This is a genomic window from Cloacibacillus sp. An23, assembly GCF_002159945.1.
Taxonomy (GTDB): Bacteria; Synergistota; Synergistia; order Synergistales; family Synergistaceae; genus Caccocola.
In genome coordinates, this window is record NZ_NFJQ01000006.1 from 97,762 (window position 1) to 119,049 (window position 21,288).

Sequence of the window (21,288 nt, forward strand, 5' to 3'; positions counted from 1 at the left end):
TTTCCGATCATAAATCCATTAGTGAATCAAAGCCATTCAAACGAATCTCTCTGTCCGCATGCGACATGCATTCCATCGCACGCATAAACATTTTTCCTGCATCTATCGTAGTTTGGACCATACTCCAATCATCTGGTATAGGGATAAGCATTTCCTGAATATGGAGGGGTTGTAAATGTTGCTGTACAGATCCATACTCATCTAATAACATGAGTGATAATGCCGTAGAAGATGTAAAATATGCAAGAAGATAAGCTCTCAATGTTGGATCCTTAACTCGAACACGAACAAGATCATCACTTACAATATAATTTTCTGCCAAATCTTTTGTTGCATAAGTTACCTTGCCAATCGTTCCTGAACGAGAAATTAAAATATCTCCTTCTTGTATTTTTAACAAAGCAATGGACTGCTTTTGCTGTGCAGTCGCCTTTTTTATATCTAACCACTTTATCGTAAATCGTCTTAACTCCAAAGCCGCATTGGCAGTCAAATATGGTACAAGCCCAGACGTGTCATCTGGATTATCAATCTTAATATTAGCAGAATTCCAACGTGGGCCAATGTATATACGTATTCCAGCTTCAAGTTGACCGATTGTTGTTGTTGCCCAATTATTCATATTGTCAAAAGCAAGAACACGATCCAGAGCGGCATTCAACTTGGGAGAATAATGTTGAGGATTAATATTGATGTGATCCTTAATGTCGCTTTTTTTGATGGAAAAGATGTATTCTGATTTTTTGTGTTCTTTGCCAGATATAAAATCGAGATAGGCATCTGCGATTTCATCTAGGTCATGGTTTAATATACCTGTGCTGTTGCCATTCCCGTCAAGGACAAAGACAGAATTTCCCTTGGAATCCTGACCGATTCTTTGTGACATTGCCATAAAAATATTATATTCATCTCTAGGTGTTTTACCTTTTTGAGGCTTTCTCAAGATTAAAACGCAAGTTCTTACACCAGTATCTGGCTGGAAAGTATCTTTATGTAGTGTAACAACGCCAGATAATTCACATCTTTCCAGAATCCATTCCCTGTATGCTTCATAGCTGACATTATCTAAAATTCCTTTTGGTAAAACAATACCAATCCGCCCACCTGGTTTCAACCAATCTATGCACCTTTCTATAAACAACAATTCAGGTGCTTGGTGTTGAAGGATATCTTTATCATCTACAGAAAAAACAAAGCTTCCATTGCTGTTTTTTTTATAGCTATGTCCAAAATAATAATTTTTTAAGATAGACCGATCTGAAATCTGAGAGTCAATTTTTTGACCAGAAAATGGCGGGTTTGTAGCAATTACGGACGGGGCATTGCTTTTTCCTTGGGCACATCTTGAGACAATCCACGGATCTAACTTAGAATAGAGACCAAGTGAATTCCCTCGTGTCATCCCAGATTGACCGTCGCCCGTTAAGATCATAGCGCATTTTGCAATTTTTACCAATCGAGCCGCAATCTCTACAAGATAAACACTGTCTTTGATGGTATTTAACAGACGATCTCTCATTGGTGAATTTGGTTCAGTTCTTGATAGCACTTTTCTTCTTAAATACCGGAAAATACTTGTTGCAAATCCGCCACTTCCACCTGCAGGGTCTAAAGTGTGTTCGCCTATTTCTGGGGCAAGCATTTTTACTATCATGTCCACCACTAAGCGATTGGTAAAAAACTGTCCCTGTTGCCGTTTCAAATTAATGTGAGTAAACTGCTCATAGGTTTCCCCCATAAGATCCCAATCATCAGCGTCATCGTTTCTCGCTGCAAGGCTCCAGTTTTTTAAAACGCCAATAGCTTCTGCAATGCAATCATCTCCCACTTGAATCTTTTCGTATGAATCAAAAACATCTGGGTACTGATCAGCATATTCTCTAAATAATTTTTGAATTTCTGAAGCAGCATGTTTTCGTCCCTCCGCAGTATGAAAATCATTTTCAGTTATCCAAAAACGTGGAAATTCACCAGGGGTAGTCTCATCTTGAATTTTTGCAAGAAGAATTCTTACCATGTCCATTGCAAGGTCAAAATCCTCATTTTCCATTCCACGACCATAAAGCTTGTTATGGCATGCTGAAAGAAGAAATCTTACATTACGTGGTCTTGGCAAACTACTTTTGCTGGGGATAGAATCGTTGCCATACCAACTTTCACGATATCGTGGGAGCGAGAGGATCTCATCTAGCCCAACTTCTACGCCTGGTTTCTTTTTATATACGCTAATGCCAGTTCCGTTTGTCCAAACTCCTCCGATAGCTGAGGTGTTAAAAATATATGAGACTAATTGTGCATATCCTTCAGTTGCATTTGGTTTTTTGCATTCTACGACAAACAAAATATTCCCTTGGTCTTTTTCAAGACAAGCTCTTTTTGATGTGTAAACGACAATATCTGCCCTTATCTCAGAACCATCATTAGTACTAAGTATTTTTTTAGAGCCCTGTTGTATTGGAACTTCCTTTGCTATATTGGCTTTTGGATAGCCATAATCGAACTGTAAGATATTTATAAAACGCTGACGAATCCGTTCTTCTGGCGTGTCTTTGATTACTTTCCCAGATAAAACATCAATTATGTCGCCATTTTCATTAAAATTCACTTCTGTTATTTCCATTGTTTCACCTCAGACACACTGGAACTAGATTTATCTACATACATAAAGGTTAATATCTTTAATTTAATTGACAGTAATTGACAGAAAAATTTATTGAACATTATACATTTTATCTTTTAATGAATCACGTAAAACAGGTTCGTGACAGCTTAAAAAAGTTATATGATGCTACCCTTTGTAAGCAATAAATATTATATATATTATTCTTTCCACGTTGATTCAAACACAAATTTCTCTCCAACTTTGCCATGTTTATCTTTATTTTCCCCCGCATACCCAATCACGGCGATTCCTGCGCATTCCACGCCTTCGGGTAGATTCAGCGCGGCGCGGACTTGGGGTTCCTTGGCGGCGCGGCGGTAGACTCCGTACCAGAGCGCGCCGAGGCCGAGGGCTGTTGCGGCTATCTGGATGTTTTCAAGCGCCGCCGCGCTGTCTTCAAGCCAGCCTGTGCCGCCAGTGTAACCGCGCGTGTCGGCGCAGACGGCTATCGCCCACCGGCCCTGCTCGAAGGGCTGCTTCTGGTCTATCGTTTCGGCGAGCTTCGCCATGTCATGTTTGTCCATGAGGATGAAGCGGACGGGGCGGAGGTTCATCGCGCTCGGCGCGGCGGCCGCGGCGTCCACGAGCTGCATCGCCGTCTCTTTCGTCACGGGCTCTTGGGTGAATTTTCTTATGCTTCTGCGTTTCATTATCGCTTCTATGGCGGTCATGCTTTCCGTCTCCTTCTCGGCGTTTTGTTAAAAATCGCGGCGAGCGCGTTTTTGCGCGCCCGCCTTCAGTTTATCTATTTTATAGCGTGCTCGTTGAAAAACAAATAGCGCGCGGCGCGGTCGAAAACGCGGAGGGCGGATAAAACGCCGCATTTGACGAGAACCGGCGGAATCCGGCGCTTTTTTCGTCTCCGCCATGCTCTTGCAGTCTAACGAACGGAACGCCGCTGTAGTAAAAAACCGCATCTCGCGAGCGCCGCGGCGGCGGCTCGAGCCATAGCCGCCTTGTGCTTCTAAGGCCGTCCGTATTGCCAAAGCGGCGATGAAATTCAAAATTATATCCGTTGGGGCGCACAAGACTTTGCGTCAGACACGAAATGACGATGAGGCGCGCCGCCATTCTTTGGCGGTTAAACATCTACGGCTGCGCGCTGCTCCGCCGGCGCGGACGGCGCGCGGCGCTGAAAGTCGGAACTATGATATGCGGCCGTTTTCTTAAATAGTCGAGATGGTATATGAGCGCGCGTTACGCTCGGCGCTTCCAGTCACGGACCACCGACAGGAAGGCTTCGCCGTAGCGTTCGAGCTTCGCCGCGCCTACGCCTGGGATTTCAAGGAAGTCGTCCTCGTCCTCGGGCATCGCCTCGCATATCGCGGCGAGCGTCTTGTCGGAGAAAACGACGTAAGGCGGCACGCCGTTTTCCGACGCTATCGCGCGGCGCAGTACGCGCAGCTCTTCGAAGAGGCCTTCCGACGCGGAGGCCGATATTTCGCGCGTGCGTTTTTTTATGTGCTCGGCCTTTTTCTTCTCGCCCTCGCTGACGCGCATGAGGAGCGGCGCGGGGCTGCGGAAGAACTGCATCGCGCGCTTGGTGAGCGAGAGTGTCGGGAAGTCGCTTCCGAGACTGAGGTAGCCCTCGGCGATGAGGAAGTCCGCCATGTCGCGCACCTCGCGCGCGCTGCGCTCTTTGAGCAGGCCGTAGGTGGATATTTTGTCGAAGGCGAGCTCCTTCACCTCCGCGCGCTGCGAGCCGCGTATCACGTCTACGAGCATAGAGATCCCGTAGCGCCGTCCGCCGCTCGCCTGAGCCATGCGGTAGACGCAGGAGAGCAGCTTCTGCGCCTCGGTAGTTATATCGACGCGCTCAGTTTCGCCGACGCAGTTGCCGCATGCGGAGCATTTCTCGGGCGCGTCCGTCTCGCCGAAGTAGTTGAGTATGAAGGCGCGCAGGCATCCCGTCGTATGGCAGTAGTCTATCATCGCGCGCAGCTTTTTATTCGCCGAGGCTCGCGTATCCTCGGGGCTCTGCGATATGAAGAATTTCGCCGTCACGACGTCGCGCGCGCCGTAGAGCAGCAGGCAGTCGGAGGGCAGTCCGTCGCGTCCCGCGCGCCCCGCCTCCTGATAGTAGGCGTCGAGGTTCTGCGGCATGTTGTAGTGCAGCACGTAGCGGACGTTCGATTTGTCTATGCCCATGCCGAAGGCGTTGGTCGCGACCATGACGGGGGCGCGGTCGTGGATGAATTCTTCCTGATTGTGCGCGCGCTCCGCGTCGGACAGCCCCGCGTGGTAGCGCACGGCTTTGATCCCCTTGCCGCGCAGCCGTTCGCAGACGGTCTCGACGGTTTTGCGCGTGGAGCAGTAGATTATCCCGGAGGCGTTGGGGAATTGGGCGACGTAGCGCAGCATCGCGGCGTTTTTGTCGTCGGGGCGCTCGACGTGGAAGAACAAGTTTTCGCGGTCGAAGCCGGTCGTGAGCGAAAATGGGCCGCGCAGGCCGAGCTGGGCTATTATGTCGTCGCGCACTTCGGGCGTCGCGGTCGCGGTGAAGGCGGCGACGGGCGGACGCACGGGCAGGCTTTCTATGACCGGCGCGATGTTCAGGTACGAGGGACGGAAGTCGTGTCCCCAGTGCGAGACACAGTGCGCCTCGTCCACGACGACGAGCTTCGGGGCCGCGTCGCGCAGGAAGTCCGCGAAGCCGCCTTCGAGCCGCTCGGGTGCGACGTAGAGCAGCCGTATTCTTCCGTTTCTCGCGGCTCGGAATACCCCGGCGGCCTCCTCCCAGTCCATCGCGCTGTTTATGGTCGCGGCGCTGACGCCGTTCTCACGCAGCGCGTCCACCTGGTCCTTCATAAGCGAGATGAGCGGCGAGACGACTACGGCGAGGCCGCCCGTCATTATCGCCGGTATCTGGTAGCAGAGCGACTTGCCCGCGCCGGTCGGCATGACGCCCATCGCGTCGCGTCCGGAGGCTATCGCCTCTATCAGCTCGAGCTGGCCTTTGCGGAATGTGTCGTAGCCGAATACTTTTTTTAAGATTTCGTGAGGCGTTGACATGCCGCCGAATCTATCCGGCGGAGCCGAATTCCATGAGCGGGAAGCCGTTCACGCCGTCGATGCTGACGTCGCCCCTGTGGACGCGGAATTTAGTCTCCTCCGCCGAATCCCCGCCGCCGTCGGGCCTGTAGGCGTAGAATGTGAGGCCGCCGCCCTTCGCCAGGCAGACGAGCACGCCGGCGTTAGTCTCGCGCTTCCATTTGAGTTTGTCCGCGTTCTTCGCGAGCAGGAAGTTCGAGAGGCCTAGGCCGTCCTCGGTCTTGTAAAGCGGCGAGCTGCTCTCTATCTCGTGTACCTCGCCGCCGATGAAGATTATGCGCATAGCGCGCGAGCCTCCGTAGCGCCATATCTCGACGGGGCGGTCTGCGAGCATCGACTTCCCGCCGACGGTCCCGAATTCCTTCGCGTCGGGCGAGCGCCCGTCCATCGCGGCCTTGGCCTCGGCCTTCGTCGCGCCGAGACGTACCGCGCCGAGCGCCTCGCCCGGGGATATGACGAGCCTCGGGTTCGTCGGCAGGCCCAGCATCGCCTTCGCGGCTGCGAGGCCGTGAAGCGGCGCTTTGTCGTCCGGCGCGGCCTTCGCGGCGAGCTCGTAGGCCGCAACGGCCGCGCGGTAGTCGCCTATGCGCAGCAGCTCTTTGCCGCAGGCCATGATATCTTCCGCGCTTTCGCCGCATTTCGCCGCCGCCAGCCACGCGGCGGAAGCTTCGGACGCGTCGCCGGATTTTTCGGCGGCCTGGGCCGTGAGACGCCACAGGGCCGCATCTTTCTTCTCGCGCTTCGCCGCCTCGCGGAACCACTTCAGCGCCGCGTCGTAATCTTTACGGTCGAGATAGAGCCAGCCGAGGCGCACCATCGCCTTCACGTCTTCCGGCTCGCTTTTTAGGTGCTCCTCGTAATATTTTATCGCGTCGTCTTTGCCGCCCTGCTGTTCGCGGCAGTAGGCCTTATAGTAGAACAGGTCGCGCCGCTCCGGGCGCAGCTTCATAATTCTGTCGAAAAGCTCTTCCGCGCCGGGATAATCCCCGGCCTTGAAAAGCTCAGCCGCGCTGAGATAATATTTCTCAGGCAGCACGTTCGAGCGGTAATACCACCAGCCGCCGCCGGCGAACGCCAGAAGCAGCAGAGCCGCGGCTCCCGCGAAAACGGACCTCGGCACGCGCGGCCGCCGCGGCTTCTCCGCGCTCCAGCTCCGCTCCGCGTCGGTCAGCCCCTTCTGCTCGTCGGGCACGGTCTCCGGGCATTTTATATCTTCGTCGTCATTGAACGCCATCGTCAAAAACCGCGGGCCGCGCTCGTATTTCGGGAAATATCGGCCCCGCGTTCCTTTCTTCGGAAATTGTAGCAGAAATTATATAACTTTTGGCTATGAGCCTTTCCGCAAATGGGGTAAAATCTTATAGCGAAAGACTTGGCTGGAGGTAATTTGTGTGAATTTGGATTTCCATGATATAACGCTCGACGAGGCGCAGCATTATCTGGAACACTGGAACATGTGCGCCCAGCGCACCTCGGACTACTGCTTCCCAATAATATGGAGCCTCGGCCCCGACTACGGAACGAAGATTGCCTACGACGAAGAAAACGACCTATACTGGCTGCACCAGCGCAAGGAGGGGCTTAACGACCTCGCGCCGGTCGGACGCTGGGAGCGGGACGACTGGCCAGAGATACTGCGCGCGCACTACGGAGACGAGATAGAGATAGACCTCGTGCCGGAGGCGCTCGCCGAGATATGGACGCGCGAGCTCGAAGGACACGCGAAGGTCGAGGTGACCGAGGACCGCGGCACGTGGGAATATCTCTACGACATACACGCGCTCGCGACGCTTTCGGGCAACAAATATATGAAGAAGCGCAACCGCGTGAACCAGTTCCGCAAAAACTACGACTACACCTACGAGCCGCTGAACGACGCGCTGCTGGAAGAGATCATCGAATTCCAGCAGTCGTGGTGCCAGATCAACAACTGCGGGCAGAACGAGGGGCTCGTCGAGGAAGACCACGCGATTCACCGCATCCTGCACAACTGGCACAGGATACCGAACCTCTGCGGCGGAGCCATCCGCGTCGGCAAAAAGATAGAAGCCTACACGGTAGGCGAGCTGGCCGGAAACATGATAGTCGTCCACTACGAAAAGGCGAGCCTCGAATACGGCGCGGCCTATCAGGTGATCAACAAGGAGTTCCTCGCGCACATGGTCGCCGAGCACCCCGAGCTCGAGATAGCGAACCGCGAGGAGGACATGAACGACGCGGGCCTGCGCGCCGCGAAGATGTCCTACATGCCCGTCGGCTTCCTCAAAGAGTGCAAGGTCAACATTAAATTTATATGATAAAATGCAGGAGCTGATCAACATGATGAAACGGAGGACGAAAATGATGAAAATTCTTGCTCTCAGCGCGATAGCGGCGGCGGTTATGTTCCCGTTCGCGGCTAAGAAGGCGGAGGCCGCGGAGGCCGCGCCAGCGAGGCAGACGGCCGTGTTCGAGACGAACTACGGCACGTTCAAGATCGAGCTCTACAACGACCTCGCGCCGAACACGGTGAAGAACTTCACCGACCTCGCGGAGAAGGGCTTCTACAACGGGCTGACTTTCCACCGCGTCATCGACGAGTTCATGATCCAGGGCGGATGTCCGAAGGGCAACGGCACCGGCGGCCCGGGCTACGTCATTAAGGACGAGTTCGGCAAGGGGCTTAAGCACGACAAGCCCGGAGTGCTCTCGATGGCGAACGCAGGGCCGAACACCGGCGGCTCGCAGTTCTTCATCACTCTCGTGCCGACGCCGTGGCTCGACGGAAAACACGCGATATTCGGACAGGTGAAGGAAGGCATGGACGTCGTCGAGACGATAGGCAAGCTCCCCACAGACTCGATGGACCGCCCGCTTAAGAAGGTCGTCATAGAGAAGCTGACGATCGAGGGCTAGATTGGTAAAAAATTACAAAATCGCACGGGCGGCCCGCTTCGAGCCGCCCGTTTTTTGTGCAAATCGCGCGCCGTTGTGCTAAAATGCTTAAATGTAGTCTAATGCTTGGCTCTCTGCCTGCAAATGGGGGAAACATCTTGAGCTTTGAAATACAAATAAAAGGAGCACGTACGCTTACAAGCGACAAAACCGTTACGGCCCGCGAGGCGCTCGAGCTTACAGACTTCCCTAAGAAAGAGACTGTCGTGGCGTGCCGCGTCAACCGCGAGCAGAGGCCGCTTTCGTGGGAACTCGTGATGGACTCCTACATAGAATTTATAACGACGGACAGCATCGAGGGAATAGAGGTCTATACGCGCACGATAGCCTTCATGCTCACTGCGGCGGCCACGCGGCTGCTGGGCGTGAGGCTGCACCTCACGCAGTCGATGTTCTACTCCTATTATTACGAGTCGCCGGAGCGGGCGCTGACAGAGGACGACTGCCGCGCGCTCGGCGAGGAGATGCGACGCATGGCGCGCGAGGACGAGCCGATACGCCGCGAGGTGTTCCCGTTGGACGTGGCGCGCGCGATAATGCGGGCGCAGGGCTACGAGGACAAGGATCAGCTTCTGCGCTACGCGGGGACCGATCCCGTGATACTCTACCGCTGCGGCGGCGTCTACGACTTTTTCGGCGGCGCGCTCGCCGACCGCGCGTCGCTCACTCCGACCTTCGAGCTGCATCCGTACCGCGGCGGAGTGTTCATATCGGGGCCGACCCTCTCCGATCCGTCAAAGACGACCGCCTTCTCGGAGTCGCCGAAGCTCTTCAAACTCATACAGGAACACACGGCGTGGCTGAAGAACCTCAGCGTCAGCACCTGCGCCGGCATACATAAGATAGTCACGGCCGGCGGCTCGCGCGACCTCATCATGCTCTGTGAGGCGCTGCACACGAAGATGCTGAGCAAGATATCCGAGGAGATAGAGGCGCGCCCCGATGTGCGGCTGCTCTGTCTCGCCGGCCCGTCGAGCTCCGGCAAGACCACTTCGTCGCGCCGCCTGCGCGTGCAGCTGTTGGCCTCAGGCATACGCTCGCGCACTCTTGAGCTCGACAACTATTTCGTGGACCGCGAGCACACGCCGCTTGACCACAACGGGAAGCCCGACTTTGAAGCGCTTGAGGCGCTCGACCTGAAGCTCGTCAACGAACAGATTGCGGCGCTGCTTTCAGGCGAAGAGGTGGACGTTCCGAAATTTGACTTCATCACCGGCAAACGCACGAAGGGCTGGAAAATGCGCCTCGCGCCCGGAGAGATGCTCGTCATCGAGGGCATCCACGGCCTCAACAGCCGCCTCACTGAGAGCGTGCCCGCCGGTAAAAAATACAACATTTTCATCTGCCCGCTCACGGGCACGAACATAGATTTCCACAGCCGGCTCGGTACGACGGACACGCGGCTGCTGCGCCGCCTCGTGCGCGACGCTCGGACGCGCGGACATTCCGCCGAGGCCACGCTCGCTCAATGGCCTTCCGTCGTGCGCGGTTCGTTCCGCTACATATTCCCTTACCAGGACAACGCGGACGCAATATTCAACACCGCGCTCGCCTACGAGGTTCCGGTGCTTAAGGGCTACGTAGAGCCGCTGCTTCGCACCGTGCCGGAAGATTCGCCGGTCTACGGCGAGGCTCAGAGGCTGCTCGCCATGCTGCGTTTCGTTCCCGTGATACCGTCGGACGACGTGCCGAATCTTTCTATCATCAGAGAGTTCATCGGCGGGAGCTGCTTTGAATAGGTAAATATCGAAAGGGACGGAGAAGCGAATTACCGGCCCTTTTTATGCATCGAGGTTTCAAATGCTGATTCTACATTTGGCGTACGAACAGAATTGCGTATATCTTTGGGGAGAGGTCTCGTTCGAGAGGCCGCGCCGCGCGCGCGCGGGCGAGGACGGCCAGCCGCTGCTCCCGTGGAGCGCGAAGCCGGCGGACCTGCGCGCCGCGCTCAAGGAGACCGGCGTCAGGGGCGCGCGCAAAACGAACGAAGCTCCGACGCACATATATCTGCTGCTTCCTGCGAAGAACGGTATGCCGTCTCCGTCGGACGGCATACTCGGCGAGACGCCGCAGGAGCCTGGCGAGGCGGAGCTTCAGCCTTTCCGCGTCCCGGCGCTTCCGGTCGAGTTCTCGGAATTCTCCGCGATGCTGCGCATGATGCGCGAGTGCGGCGACCGGATACCGGCGCCCGGCGTGCTGCTCGCCGACGACTTCAAATACCTCTGCCGCGCGCTGGAATACGCGGCGGCTTTCGTGCAGCGCGGGACGTACATCCCAGATATGGCTCCGTTCGGAACCACCTTCGTCTCGCAGTGGCGGCCAGTCATACTCGCCAAGTACCAGGACGAATTTTCGGCCTTCGCCAAGGCTATGCCGGCCGTCCTGTGCGGCGTATCTTCGGACGCCCCGCGCACGGCTCCGCGCAGGAGACGCGAGACCGCCGCTCTGATACTCGAAGGGCTGATCGACGCGATGATACGCGCGTCGCAGCACGGGACCTCCGAGCGCGGGCGGCACATAAACTCGAGCAACCCTCACGAAATATGGATACGCTCGCTGATATGGGCGAAAACGCCGCTCGACAAATGGCAGGACGAGATGGAGGCGCTCTACCCTCAGATACGCGACTGGGCCGACTCGCTCAAGGCGATGACCGCGCAGCCGTGGCGTCTCTTCATGCGCATAGAGGAGCCGTCCGATGGCGAGAACGTCTGGCGGCTCACGTGGCACCTCCAGTCGGCGCAGGACCCGTCGCTCATAATCCCGGCCGACCGCGTATGGAGCCCCGGCGACGCCGAGCGCGCGTGGTTCGAGCGCACTCGCACCAACCCGCGCCGCTACATGCTCCAGATATTGGGGCACCTCGCCTCGCACATACCGGCGATAGCCGAAAGCCTCGAAACGCCCTTCCCGTGCGAGTGCAGGCTCGACTCCGACGGGCTGTTCGACTTCCTGCAGAATCACGTGACCTCGATAATAGACCAGGGCATACAGGTGCAGCTTCCCTCCGCGTGGGGGCAGCTCTCCGACCGCCCGCGTCTCTCGGTGCGCGCGGAGATACACGACTCGGCGGCCTTCGTCCCGGGCGGACAGATGTCCATGACTGACCTGCTCGACGTGGACTGGTCCGTCGCACTCGGCGGCGACCTGCTGACGCTTGAGGAGCTCGAAACGCTCGCCGAGCTCAAGTCTCCGCTCACGAACCTGCGCGGACGCTGGGTCATAATCTACCGCGACGAGGTTGAAAAAATCACGGCGGCGCTTAAAAAAATGCCGCAGAAGATAGAACGCCGCGAGGCGCTGCTCTCGTCGCTGCGCCAGGACTACAACGACGCGCCGCTCTCCGCCGTCACGGGCTCGCCGTGGCTTGACTCCGTGCGCGCGCTGCTCTCCGGCTCCGCGCCGCTCGAGGAGATGGACGCTCCAGAGGGCTTCCGCGGCCGCCTCCGCCCCTATCAGGCGAAGGGGCTCGCGTGGCTCGCGCGCCTCATACGGCTCGGCATGGGCGCCTGCCTCGCCGACGACATGGGACTCGGCAAGACCGTACAGACGCTCGCGCTCATCAAAAATCTCCAGGTGCGCGGCGAGACGAGGCCGATACTGCTCATCTGCCCGACCTCCGTGATGGAGAACTGGCGGCGCGAAACGGAGAAATTCATCCCCGGCACCAAGACGCTCATACACCACGGCATAAAGCGCAGCCGCGGCAACATCTTCACGAAGGGCGGCCTCGACGGGACGCTCGTCATATCGTCGTATTCGCTGCTCCACCGCGACAGCGCGCTCTTCGCCAAGGTCGAGTGGGCTGGGATAATACTCGACGAGGCGCAGAACATAAAGAACCCCGACACCTACCAGTCGCGCGCCGCGAGATCGATCAAGGCCGACTGGCACATAGCGCTCACCGGCACGCCGGTCGAGAACCACGTCGGCGACATGTGGTCGCTCATGGAGTTCCTCATGCCCGGCCTCATGCCTAACCGCACGCGCTTCGCGCGCGAGATACTGCGTCCCGTGCAGGCCGGTGAGAAAAAGGCGATGGAGCGCGTCCGCCGCATGACGGCTCCCTTCATCCTGCGCCGCCTCAAAACGGACAAGGAGATAATCGACGACCTCCCAGAAAAAATAGAAACGAAAGAATTCTGCACGCTGAGCCGCGAGCAGGCGAGCCTCTACAGCGCCGTCACCACCGCGCTCACCGAGGAGCTCGAGGGCATGGACGGCATAAAGCGCAAAGGCGTCGTCCTCGGCGCGATAACCGCGCTCAAACAGATATGCGACCATCCGCTGCTCTACGTAAAGGACAAATCGGACTATAAAAACCGCTCAGGCAAAATGGCGCGCCTCGCCGAAATCGCAGAGGAAATGCTAGCCGCCGGCGACCGCGCGCTCATCTTCACGCAGTACGCCGAAATGGGCGCGATACTCAAAAAATTCCTCCAGGAGACCTTCGGACGAGAGGCGCTCTTCCTCCACGGCGGCGTCCCGCGCGAAAAGCGCGACGAAATGGTGCGCCGCTTCCAGGAAGAAGACAACGCGCCGCCCTTCTTCATACTCTCGCTCAAGGCCGGAGGCACTGGGCTCAACCTCACGCGCGCCAACCACGTCGTCATGTTCGACCGCTGGTGGAACCCCGCCGTCGAACAGCAGGCCGTTGACCGAGCCTACAGGATAGGCCAGCGCAGCAACGTGCAGGTGCACTACTTCTGCTGCCGCGGCACGCTCGAGGAAAAGATAGAATCTCTGATAGAATCCAAAAAGGAGCTCGCCTCCATGCTCGTCGGCACCGGCGAAAGCTGGCTCGCCGAGATGAGCGACAGCGACCTTTACGAGCTCTTCTCGCTCGAAAAAGAGGCGGTGGAAACGATATGACGCAATCGGAACGCGAAGAAAAATTCTTCCGCTACAAAAGGCCGCGCGAAACCCGCTGCGGCATAAAATCGCGCACCGCGCGCGGGCACGCCTACGGCTCCAACTGGTGGTCGCGCCGCTGGATAACCGTCATCGAGCAGTGCATAGACGCCCCGCGCATCTCGCGCGGCAAAAGCTACGCGAGGCGCGGACAGGTCGTCAGCATCAGCATAGAGCCGGGACTCGTCACGGCCTTCGTGCAGGGCACGCGAAAGACGCCCTACCAGATACGTCTGGGCTTTGAGACCGTCACGCCGGAGGCGCGCGAGCTGATACTCTTCCGCTTCCGCGAACGCGCCGCCTACGCCGCGCAGCTCCTCGCCGGCGAAATGCCCGACGAGATAGAGCAGATATTCCGCGAGTCGGGCACGCCGCTCTTCCTCAACAAAAACACGCTGCGACGCTTCAAATGCTCCTGCCCCGACGACGCGACGCCGTGCAAGCACATCATCGCCGTGCTGCTGATACTCGGCGAAGAGCTCGAGGACGACCCCTTCATCCTGCTGCGGCTGCGCGGCCTCGACAAAGAGTCGCTCATAAACCTGCTCACGCTCGAATGCCCGCGCGACGACGGCCCGCTGCCCATAGACGAGGACGACGCGGAGCCGTGGACTCCGGGCGAAGAGACGGAAAGCATAACCGGAGGCGCGGAAACGCCCGAAGAAGACGAAGGCGCGGCGGTATCCGAACAGCCGCCGCAGCCGTGCGAAAACTGGTACGCCGCGGGAGACTTCTCCTTCGAACAGCCCGAGACCGACCGCACGCGCCGCGCCGCCGCGCTCGACGTGATGAACGACTTCCCCTTCTGGCGCGGCGAACATCCCTTCCGCCAAATGCTAGCCCCCTGCTACGAACAGGCCGCAATCTTCGCCGGCGAAATACTGACAGGCGAAAAGAAAAAGCCCGTAGGCCGGCCGCGCAAACTGATATAGAAAACCGGAAAATGACAAAACGCCCCGTCCGCAAAAGACAAGGGCGTTTTTCATTTTGAGCGCTACGTCCGTTCAGTCCACGATAAACAGCTTCGCTCCGTTCGGAGAAAAAGACCTGTGGCGGTTGTGCGCGTCGTCCTCGGCCACATAGCCCATGCCAGCCGTCAGTTCCTCACAGCTGCCGTCCTCCAGCTCCGAAATTATCGACCCTTCGATAACGTACAGCACATGCCCGCGCGGACACCAATGGTCGGCGAGATAGCCCGGCCCGTACTCCACAACTCGCGCGCGTACGTTGCCCTGCGAAAACGTGCGCCAGAACGCCGTCCCGGTCTCCCCCTTGTGCTCCTCAGCCTCGATGCCGTTCCAATCCACGGTTCTGTAAGGAACGCCTTCAATCTTCATTCTTATCTCTCCGTTCAATAAAAAATACAGCCGCTGATTCCGCGCTACGCCCAGCAGCGGTCGGGGCTTGTAAGAAATTTTACGAAATCCATTGCAAGCGGCGAAAACTCCCTGTCTTTCCGGTAATTCAGCAGCAGGTCGCGGCTCGCGAAACGGTCGTCTATCTTATAAAACACGACGCCGTCCGTCGGCGCGACGTGGCGCGCGACCCCGTCGCGCACGAATGCGACGCCGCCGCCGTTCAGCACCATGCGGAAAGACGAAAGCATCTGGTCGAACTCCGCGACAACGTTAGGCGTAAACCCAGCCTCGCCGCATATCTCAAGCGCGCGCCGCGTCATGTCATGCCCCTTGCGCAGCAGGATAAAAGGTTCATCCCGGAAGAGCCGCATATCGACGGCCCGCATGGAACCGTCGATGTGCGCGCCGCGCCTCACATCCTCAAAGCCCATCCTGTAATTCCCGAGCTTCGCGTTTACCGAAAACTGCGACGGAACCGCGAGCAGTATATGCTCCTGATAAAGCGTGAAACTCGCGATATCGTCCGGCAGCTCCTTGCGCACGTCGATGACGAAATCGGCAGTGTCTTTCAGAAGATGCTCGCTCGTGTCCGTAGCGTTCAGCTCGAGTATATTTATCTGACAGCCGGGGCAGCGCTGACGGAATTCCTTTATAAATTCAGGCAATATGTAGACGCAGAAAAAAGAAGCGGCTCCGATATTTACGACCGTCATGCTCTGAGTCCTGAGATTTTTGAAATAGTCCTCCATCTCGTATTTTATGCGAAGTATCTTTTCGGCGCAGCCTACGTAATATTCTCCCGCGTGAGTCAGCGTTATCGGTGTAGTGCTTCGGTCGAAGATAGGCGCCCCTAAATTATTTTCGACCTTCTTAACCATTCCGGAGAGCGCGGGCTGGGAGACGTGCAGAGTCTTGGCAGCCTGCGAAAAGCTCTTTTCCTTGTATATTGCCAGAATATATTCCATTTCGCGAATCATGCCGCGTCCCTCCGTCGTTTGCCGGTCCGGCTTATTTTTTATCTGCTGGGCGCTCTCCTTTATCTTCTCGTATGTATTGTATCATGTGCTCATACGCCGCCCCCATAAGCAAAAACTGATAGCTGCATACAAAAATATATATTGGACGATGATTTTTGACAGAAATAAAATATTTACGTCAACATTGAACAGACAACTTCTTTAGAAAAGAGGTGAAAACATGAAGATAGTAGTTATAAATCCGAACAGCAGCGAGGAAATGACGAAAGACATCAGGGCGGCTGCTGAGAGCTACGCCGCGGGGCGTTTCGATGTCGTCACGCTGCCAACCCCCGGCGCTTCGAAGTTCATCGGAACGTTTGAAGACGTGGCGAAATCCGCCCATGGAATGAGTACGATAGTGCGCGAATACGAACGGGAGGCTGACGCTTTCGTCGTCGCCTGCGGGCGCGACCCGAACCTCGCGCTGATGCGCGAACTGACGGACAAGCCCGTCGTCGGCATAGCGCAGGCCGCGATATACATGGCCTCCATGCTCGGCAACTCGTTCACGATACTCCAGACGGACGGATACACCGTGCCGAACAAAATCAACGTCGTGCGCGGCTACCATATGGAGCCGTATCTCGCTTCCGTCAGGGACGCGAGCACGGAACCGGGCGGACGCTTCGAGCAGTATCTCGAAGCCGGGCGCAGGGCGATAGACGAAGACGGAGCGGAAGTAATAATACTCGGATGCGCGGGGCTGTGCGATATGGCTCGCGAACTTTCTGAGCAACTCGGAGTACCAGTACTCGACGGCGTAGTCTGCGGCCTGTCAGTGGCGGAAGGGATGGTCCGCCTCGGCTTCAAGACTAGCAAAGCGCGCTATTACAGCGCGGGACGCAAATGGTAAATATAAATCGAAGAATTAAGTTTTTGACTTTATGCCGCCGCTTTGTTGCGAAAACGCGCGGCATACATATCTTGGTTAATCTTCGAAGCAAAGGCCTTTAATTTTTTCGGACGATTCAATATAGACTGAAGGGTGTGGTCACTGATGGCATTGTTTGGTGGTTCCACTGAACTTACTATTATGTGGATTTTTTTTATAGCGTTAAGCTTCTTCCCGATGATTTATGTAAAGCATAAAGAAAAAAAGGAAGGTAAAAATTGATGTCTAACAGTATGGTCTATTTGATTATTACCATCGGTTTTATGCTCGGCCTGGCCTGCATCGGTATAATGATTTCCAGGGGGATAAAAACGTCGGAAGATTGGATGGTCGCCGGAAAGTCGCTCGGCATCATACCGCTTACCGGAACTTATTTCGCAACGCTTATAAGCGCCGCGGGAATGGTCAGCCATCCAGGATATTACTATCTCAACGGATGGCCCGGCTGGTGGAACTGCGCCGGAACGATACTGACTTCGTTTATCGCCTGTATATGGATTGCCAGGCGTCTGCGCCGCACCGGATACAACACCTATTCGGAATATATAGCGGGTCGTTTCAGTGAGAAGCTTGCCATATGGGCTTCGTTCCTTGTCGTAATATGCTCCATCGTTATGCTGTGCGCTCAGGTCATGGGCGGCGTCGCTATACTTCAGACTTTCGTCGATTGGAACAAGGCTACTTGCTGTATAGTCCTTCTTCTTGTGTTTATAGCGTTCACCGCTATCGGAGGAATGAAGGCCGTCGCGTGGACGGATACCATCTGTGCGTTCATCATTATCTGCGGTGTGTGGATTATGGCGGTGTTTTTCCTTGGCGAAGTCGGAGGATTTACCGCTATGAATGAAAAAATAGCGGCCATCAATCCTGATTTTATCAAACCGTTCAGCGTTAAGATACCGCCCATCACCGCTCTGTCATGGGTCGTTACGTGGGGCTTCTGCAACTTCGGCGCTCCCGTCTTCGTCGTAAGGTTTCTTACCGCGACCACGCCTGAGGTCGCTGAGCGTACTCAGGGCATCAACGCCATATGCCTGTTCTTCTTCTATCTGCCGCTTATAATCATCGGCCTTTGCGGAATGATTATTCTGCCTGGCATAGAGGCTCAGGACCGCGTGTTCCTTTCGCTCGTCACTCAGAAGTTGCATCCGATAGCTGGCGGGATAATGTTCGCCGCAGTAGTCGCCGCCATAATCTCAACGGCGGATTCGATACTGCTGCTTGCCGCAGCGACGTTCAGCAACGACGTGTACGCGAAATTCAGGAAGGTCAGCGACCAGGAACAGCTTAAAGTTTCCAGAATCGCAACGGTAGTTATCGGCGTCGCCAGCGTCGCTCTGTCGTTCTTTATGGAAGACGCCATTCTTTTCATACAGGCGAAATCCGTGACGCTTATGGGGAGCGCTATGGCCATGCTTACGATAGTCGGAGTTATGTGGAAGCGCGCTAACAAAGCCGGAGCCGTCGCGTGTATGGTATGCGGCCTCGCTGCCGCCTGTATTTGGTACGCGCTCGGCGAGCCTTACGGCGTGATGGCCGCGCTGCCTGGAATAATAGTTTCGCTTATCGCTCTGATAGTGGTAAGCTGTATAACTCCGCCGCCTTCCGATAAGGTCATAGCGAAGTTTTTTCCGGAAAGCAAGTAAATTGGCAAGTTTATGTTTTTAGGGTAAACGCATAATAAGGAGAGAAAATAAAAATGTTAGACCTTGCAGTAATCAACGGGACGGTTTTCATAGAGGGCGGATTCCGTAAAGCGGACGTGGGCGTCAAGGACGGGAAGTTCGCGATGATTGCGGAGCCCGGCTGCCTGCCGGAGGCGGCGCGCGTAATAGACGCGGAGTGCAAATACGTCCTGCCGGGCGGCATCGACACCCACGTGCATTACCGCGACCCGGGGCACGCGGAGCGCGAGACTTTCAAAGTCGGGACGCGCGCGGCCGCCGCGGGAGGATGCACGACTTTCTTCGAGCATCCGATATCGACGCCGCCGCAGTACAACGCGAAGATACTCCACAACCGCGTTGATCTCTGCAAGAAGGGAAGCTGCGTAGACTTCTGCTTCTTCGGGGCGGCGGGCGGAGAGTTCCCCGAAGAGATAGAGCCGCTTTCGCACGAGGGCATCGTCGCGTATAAAACGTTCCTCCACGAAGCGCCGGAAGGACGCGCCGACGAGTTCAAGGGGCTGACGAGCGCGAATAACTTCCAGCTTATGCGCGCGCTCGAGGAGACGAAGAAGACCGGGCTGACGCTCGCCGCGCACGCCGAGGACAACGAGCTCGTGACCGGCAATATCAAGCGCCTGCGCGCCGAGGGCCGCGTAGACAATCTCGCGCACTGCGAGTCGCGCCCGCCCATCGTCGAAATCGAGGCGATTGCGAAGATTCTGCGCTTCAGCGAAGAGGCCGGCTGCCCTGTGGAGCTCGTCCACGTTTCCACCTGCGGCGCGATGGAGCTCGCGAAGAAGGAAAAGCAGAAAGGGCGCAGGATACTCGTCGAGACCTGCCCGCATTATCTGCTGCTCGACGAAAGCTACGTCGAGAAGTACGGCGCTTACGCGAAGTGCAACCCCGCGCTGCGCAAGAAGGAAGAGGTCGAGGGGCTCTGGAATTACATCGCTGACGGAACGGTCGATTTTATAGGAAGCGACCACAGCCCGTATCTGGTCTCCGAAAAGGAGAAGGGAAAGGACGACATCTTCACCGCGCCCGCCGGCTTCCCAGGCATCGACCTCCGCATGCCGCTTATCCTGACGGAGGCGAAGAAAGGCCGCCTTTCGATGGAGCGCGCGGTCGAGCTGCTCTGCGTGAACCCAGCGAAGCTCTTCAACATTTTCCCGCAGAAGGGCACCATATCCGCGGGAGCCGACGCCGACCTCGCGATTGTCGATATGAATAAGGAACACATCTTCCACGCGAAGGACAGCTATTCGCAGGCGAGGGACATTATGAAAGTGTTCGAGGGCTGGCAGCTCGGATGCATGGTCGACTACACGGTGGTACGCGGACGCGTCGTGATGGAGAACGGCGTCGTCGACGAGAGCGCGGCCGGCTGGGGCGAGTTCGTCAAGCCGGCGCTTAAGAAGTAAAACGGACACGCCGCGCCAGCGCGGCGAAGTAAAACAATAATATCGGAAAAACTCCGCCGTCCCGCGAACTTCCGCTCCGTTTCCCACGGCGCGGGCGCTCTCTGGAACGGCGGAGTTTTTGGGTACGGGAGTGAGATTTTCAATGAATTGCGTAAACGACATACTGCGGTCGATTGGAAAGGCGGGGCGCAACGAGGACGGCTCGTACACGCGCGCCTGCTACAGCGCGGAATACTTCGCGGCCGTTGACATAACGGAGAAGCTTATGCGCGAGTACGGCATGGAGACCTCGCGCGACGCGGCGGGCAACCTTCACGGCGTCCTGCCCGGGACGGAGCCGGGGCTCAAAAGCATAATCATAGGCTCGCACCTCGACACAGTGCCGGAGGGCGGGCTTTTCGACGGCGCCTACGGAGTCGCTGGGGGGCTCGAGGTCGTGCGCCGCTTGAAGGAAGAAGGCAGGAGGCCGCGCCACACGATAGAGCTGTACGGTTTCAACGCGGAGGAGTCGAGCCCGCTCGGCGGCACCTTCGGCAGCCGCGCGGTGACTGGGCTCGTGTCGCCGGAGCAGCCCGGGCTCGCGGAGGCGCTTAAAAGCTACGGGCACACGGTAGAAGAGATAATGGGATGCCGCCGCGACTTCTCGGACGCGAAATGCTATCTCGAACTTCACATCGAGCAGGGCGACTACCTCTTCAGCGAAGGGCAGAAAATAGGCGTCGTCAGCGGCATCGTCGGCGTCATCCGCTACAAAGTGACCGCGCTCGGCCACAGCAACCACGCGGGGACGACAATGATGAAGAACCGCCGCGACGCGATGGTCGCGATGGCGCGGCTGATAACGGAAGCCGACAGACGCTGCCGCGCGATAGACGACAGGCTCGTGCTCACGGTCGGCACGATAAAATGCTGGCCGGGCTCGGAGAACGTCATCCCCGGCAAAGTCGAATGCTCGTTCGAGATGCGCCACATGGACAAGGCGAAGACCGACGAGCTTATCAGAGAGATACGAGAAATCGCGGAAAACATCGCCACGGTTGAATTTGAAATCGTGAATATGATCGACAAGGGCGCCGTTTCATGCGACGCGCATCTGATGGACGTCATATGCGAAGCAGCCGAAGAAGCCGGCGAATCGCACGTGGTCATGCCGAGCGGCGCCGGCCACGACGCTAACCCTATGGCGCACCGTGTGCCTATCGGCATGATTTTCGTGCCGAGTAAAGACGGCATGAGCCACTGCCCCGAAGAGTGGACGGATTCGGAGGAAACAGCGGCGGGAGCGGAGGTGCTCTACCGCACGGTGCTCGCGCTCGACGCGGAGGATTAGCGGCGCGCCGACTAATCTCTGAAGTTTTCCATATTTTCCGGCG

At 56.7% G+C, this 21,288-nt stretch carries 16 protein-coding genes; 9 read left to right on the forward strand and 7 right to left on the reverse strand.

Annotated features, from left to right (window positions below; all coding sequences use genetic code 11):
* Positions 1–7: 7 nt before the first annotated feature.
* The 5 genes from B5F39_RS07275 to B5F39_RS07290 all read right to left on the reverse strand — a co-directional run bounded on the left by B5F39_RS07275 (position 8) and on the right by B5F39_RS07290 (position 6,947).
* Entirely contained in the window at positions 8–2,620 is a 2,613-nt protein-coding gene (locus tag B5F39_RS07275; protein ID WP_087365434.1) for an N-6 DNA methylase, read from the reverse strand.
* Positions 2,621–2,820: 200 nt separating this feature from the next.
* Positions 2,821–3,333, reverse strand: a complete 513-nt coding sequence (locus B5F39_RS07280; RefSeq protein WP_087365436.1) for a nitroreductase family protein — start codon at positions 3,331–3,333, stop codon at positions 2,821–2,823.
* Between the two features lie 27 nt (positions 3,334–3,360).
* Positions 3,361–3,666, reverse strand: a complete 306-nt coding sequence (locus tag B5F39_RS14030; RefSeq protein WP_143330682.1) for a hypothetical protein — start codon at positions 3,664–3,666, stop codon at positions 3,361–3,363.
* A 193-nt stretch (positions 3,667–3,859) separates the two neighbouring features.
* Entirely contained in the window at positions 3,860–5,674 is a 1,815-nt protein-coding gene (gene recQ / locus B5F39_RS07285; RefSeq protein WP_087365438.1) for a DNA helicase RecQ, read from the reverse strand.
* A 10-nt stretch (positions 5,675–5,684) separates the two neighbouring features.
* Positions 5,685–6,947 (reverse strand): tetratricopeptide repeat protein, encoded by a 1,263-nt coding sequence (locus B5F39_RS07290; protein ID WP_087365440.1) that lies wholly within the window; start codon positions 6,945–6,947, stop codon positions 5,685–5,687.
* 157 nt (positions 6,948–7,104) lie between these two features.
* Here B5F39_RS07290 and B5F39_RS07295 point away from each other — a divergent pair, with 157 nt between their 5' ends.
* The 5 genes from B5F39_RS07295 (at position 7,105) to B5F39_RS07315 (ending at position 14,490) form a co-directional block, all read left to right on the forward strand.
* Positions 7,105–8,010, forward strand: coding sequence for a phosphatidylglycerol lysyltransferase domain-containing protein (locus B5F39_RS07295; RefSeq protein WP_143330683.1), 906 nt, complete (start codon positions 7,105–7,107; stop codon positions 8,008–8,010).
* An 85-nt stretch (positions 8,011–8,095) separates the two neighbouring features.
* Positions 8,096–8,608, forward strand: coding sequence for a peptidylprolyl isomerase (locus B5F39_RS07300; RefSeq protein WP_343217576.1), 513 nt, complete (start codon positions 8,096–8,098; stop codon positions 8,606–8,608).
* Between the two features lie 137 nt (positions 8,609–8,745).
* The gene (locus tag B5F39_RS07305) at positions 8,746–10,386 is read left to right on the forward strand and encodes a nucleoside kinase (RefSeq protein WP_239391163.1); all 1,641 of its coding nucleotides are present in this window, start codon (positions 8,746–8,748) and stop codon (positions 10,384–10,386) included.
* A gap of 61 nt (positions 10,387–10,447) precedes the next feature.
* The gene (locus B5F39_RS07310) at positions 10,448–13,519 is read left to right on the forward strand and encodes a DEAD/DEAH box helicase (RefSeq protein WP_087365446.1); all 3,072 of its coding nucleotides are present in this window, start codon (positions 10,448–10,450) and stop codon (positions 13,517–13,519) included.
* Positions 13,516–14,490 carry an SWIM zinc finger family protein gene (locus B5F39_RS07315; protein WP_087365448.1) on the forward strand — a complete coding sequence of 325 codons (975 nt, stop codon included), beginning with the start codon at positions 13,516–13,518 and terminating at the stop codon, positions 14,488–14,490. Before B5F39_RS07310 ends, B5F39_RS07315 begins: the two co-directional genes overlap by 4 nt.
* 72 nt (positions 14,491–14,562) lie before the next feature.
* Here the strand turns inward: B5F39_RS07315 and B5F39_RS07320 are convergent, their stop codons facing one another.
* A complete protein-coding gene (locus tag B5F39_RS07320; protein ID WP_087365450.1) occupies positions 14,563–14,895 on the reverse strand; it encodes a DHCW motif cupin fold protein in 333 nt (110 codons plus the stop codon).
* A gap of 44 nt (positions 14,896–14,939) precedes the next feature.
* Positions 14,940–15,893, reverse strand: coding sequence for a LysR family transcriptional regulator (locus B5F39_RS07325; protein WP_087365452.1), 954 nt, complete (start codon positions 15,891–15,893; stop codon positions 14,940–14,942).
* A 220-nt stretch (positions 15,894–16,113) separates the two neighbouring features.
* Here B5F39_RS07325 and B5F39_RS07330 point away from each other — a divergent pair, with 220 nt between their 5' ends.
* The 4 genes from B5F39_RS07330 to B5F39_RS07345 all read left to right on the forward strand — a co-directional run bounded on the left by B5F39_RS07330 (position 16,114) and on the right by B5F39_RS07345 (position 21,245).
* Positions 16,114–16,788 carry an aspartate/glutamate racemase family protein gene (locus tag B5F39_RS07330; RefSeq protein ID WP_087365453.1) on the forward strand — a complete coding sequence of 225 codons (675 nt, stop codon included), beginning with the start codon at positions 16,114–16,116 and terminating at the stop codon, positions 16,786–16,788.
* 272 nt (positions 16,789–17,060) lie between these two features.
* Positions 17,061–18,473, forward strand: a complete 1,413-nt coding sequence (locus B5F39_RS07335; protein ID WP_158095974.1) for a sodium:solute symporter family protein — start codon at positions 17,061–17,063, stop codon at positions 18,471–18,473.
* A gap of 53 nt (positions 18,474–18,526) precedes the next feature.
* Positions 18,527–19,915 (forward strand): allantoinase AllB, encoded by a 1,389-nt coding sequence (gene allB / locus B5F39_RS07340; protein WP_087365457.1) that lies wholly within the window; start codon positions 18,527–18,529, stop codon positions 19,913–19,915.
* 142 nt (positions 19,916–20,057) lie between these two features.
* Entirely contained in the window at positions 20,058–21,245 is a 1,188-nt protein-coding gene (locus B5F39_RS07345; protein ID WP_087365458.1) for a Zn-dependent hydrolase, read from the forward strand.
* Positions 21,246–21,288 lie beyond the last annotated feature (43 nt).